Raw genomic sequence first — 2,943 nt, forward strand, 5'->3', positions numbered from 1 at the left:
TCCTCGATCGATTAGTATCAGTCAGCTCCACATGTCGCCATGCTTCCACCTCTGACCTATCTACCTGGTCATCTTCCAGGGATCTTACTCACATAAAGTGATGGGAAATCTCATCTCGAGGGGGGCTTCATGCTTAGATGCTTTCAGCACTTATCCCTTCCGCACATAGCTACCCAGCGATGCCTTTGGCAAGACAACTGGTACACCAGCGGTGCGTCCATCCCGGTCCTCTCGTACTAAGGACAGCTCCTCTCAAATTTCCTGCGCCCACGACGGATAGGGACCGAACTGTCTCACGACGTTCTGAACCCAGCTCGCGTACCGCTTTAATGGGCGAACAGCCCAACCCTTGGGACCGACTACAGCCCCAGGATGCGATGAGCCGACATCGAGGTGCCAAACCTCCCCGTCGATGTGGACTCTTGGGGGAGATAAGCCTGTTATCCCCGGGGTAGCTTTTATCCGTTGAGCGATGGCCCTTCCATGCGGAACCACCGGATCACTAAGCCCGACTTTCGTCCCTGCTCGACTTGTAGGTCTCGCAGTCAAGCTCCCTTGTGCCTTTACACTCTGCGAATGATTTCCAACCATTCTGAGGGAACCTTTGGGCGCCTCCGTTACTCTTTAGGAGGCGACCGCCCCAGTCAAACTGCCCACCTGACACTGTCTCCCACCCCGATAAGGGGCGAGGGTTAGAATTTCAATACAGCCAGGGTAGTATCCCACCAACGCCTCCACCGAAGCTGGCGCTCCGGTTTCCAAGGCTCCTACCTATCCTGTACAAGCTGTACCAAAATTCAATATCAGGCTACAGTAAAGCTCCACGGGGTCTTTCCGTCCTGTCGCGGGTAACCTGCATCTTCACAGGTACTATAATTTCACCGAGTCTCTCGTTGAGACAGTGCCCAGATCGTTACGCCTTTCGTGCGGGTCGGAACTTACCCGACAAGGAATTTCGCTACCTTAGGACCGTTATAGTTACGGCCGCCGTTTACTGGGGCTTCGATTCGCACCTTCGCTTGCGCTAAGCACTCCTCTTAACCTTCCAGCACCGGGCAGGCGTCAGCCCCTATACTTCGCCTTACGGCTTCGCAGAGACCTGTGTTTTTGCTAAACAGTCGCCTGGGCCTATTCACTGCGGCTCTTCGGGGCTATAAACCCCAAAGAGCACCCCTTCTCCCGAAGTTACGGGGTCATTTTGCCGAGTTCCTTAACGAGAGTTCTCTCGCTCACCTTAGGATTCTCTCCTCGCCTACCTGTGTCGGTTTGCGGTACGGGCACCTTTTTCCTCGCTAGAGGCTTTTCTTGGCAGTGTGGAATCAGGAACTTCGCTACTATATTTCGCTCGCTGTCACAGCTCAGCCTTCGCGATGACGGGATTTGCCTCATCATCAGCCTAACTGCTTAGACGCACATATCCAGCAGTGCGCTTACCCTATCCTCCTGCGTCCCCCCATTGCTCAAACGGAAAAGAGGTGGTACAGGAATATCAACCTGTTGTCCATCGTCTACGCCTATCGGCCTCGACTTAGGTCCCGACTAACCCTGAGCGGACGAGCCTTCCTCAGGAAACCTTAGGCATTCGGTGGATGGGATTCTCACCCATCTTTCGCTACTCATACCGGCATTCTCACTTCTAAGCACTCCACCAGTCCTTACGATCTGGCTTCACAGTCCTTAGAACGCTCTCCTACCACTGACACCAAACGGTGTCAATCCACAGCTTCGGTGATACGTTTAGCCCCGGTACATTTTCGGCGCAGAGTCACTCGACCAGTGAGCTATTACGCACTCTTTAAATGGTGGCTGCTTCTAAGCCAACATCCTGGTTGTCTAAGCAACTCCACATCCTTTTCCACTTAACGTATACTTTGGGACCTTAGCTGGTGGTCTGGGCTGTTTCCCTTTCGACTACGGATCTTATCACTCGCAGTCTGACTCCCATGGATAAGTCTTTGGCATTCGGAGTTTGTCTGAATTCGGTAACCCGATGAGGGCCCCTAGTCCAAACAGTGCTCTACCTCCAAGACTCTTACACATGAGGCTAGCCCTAAAGCTATTTCGGAGAGAACCAGCTATCTCCAGGTTCGATTGGAATTTCTCCGCTACCCACACCTCATCCCCGCACTTTTCAACGTGCGTGGGTTCGGACCTCCATCCAGTGTTACCTGGACTTCATCCTGGACATGGGTAGATCACCTGGTTTCGGGTCTACGACCACATACTCATTCGCCCTGTTCAGACTCGCTTTCGCTGCGGCTCCGTCTTATCGACTTAACCTTGCATGGGATCGTAACTCGCCGGTTCATTCTACAAAAGGCACGCCATCACCCGTTAACGGGCTCTGACTACTTGTAGGCACACGGTTTCAGGTTCTCTTTCACTCCCCTTCCGGGGTGCTTTTCACCTTTCCCTCACGGTACTGGTTCACTATCGGTCACTAGGTAGTATTTAGCCTTGGGAGATGGTCCTCCCAGCTTCCGACGGGATTTCTCGTGTCCCGCCGTACTCAGGATCCACTCAAGAGGGAACGAAGTTTCAACTACAGGGTTGTTACCTTCTTTGACGAGCCTTTCCAGACTTCTTCGTCTACTCCGTTCCTTTGTAACTCCGTATAGAGTGTCCTACAACCCCAAGAGGCAAGCCTCTTGGTTTGGGCTACATCCCGTTTCGCTCGCCGCTACTCAGGGAATCGCATTTGCTTTCTCTTCCTCCAGGTACTTAGATGTTTCAGTTCCCTGGGTCTGCCTTCCATATTCTATGTATTCAAATATGGATACTGTTCCATTACGAACAATGGGTTCCCCCATTCGGAAATCTCCGGATCAAAGCTCACTTACAGCTCCCCGAAGCATATCGGTGTTAGTCCCGTCCTTCATCGGCTCCTAGTGCCAAGGCATCCACCGTGCGCCCTTCATAACTTAACCGAATTTGGTTGTTACA

The 2,943-nt window shown here is 52.6% G+C and carries 1 rRNA gene; it reads right to left on the bottom strand.

The features are described 5' to 3' along the window. Positions 1–2,927: ribosomal RNA gene (locus V6B33_RS21980) — 23S ribosomal RNA — on the bottom strand; the annotation flags it as partial. Positions 2,928–2,943: the final 16 nt, after the last annotated feature.

The sequence above is a fragment of the Mangrovibacillus sp. Mu-81 genome (assembly GCF_036867415.1).
Taxonomy (GTDB): domain Bacteria; phylum Bacillota; class Bacilli; order Bacillales; family Bacillaceae_B; genus Rossellomorea.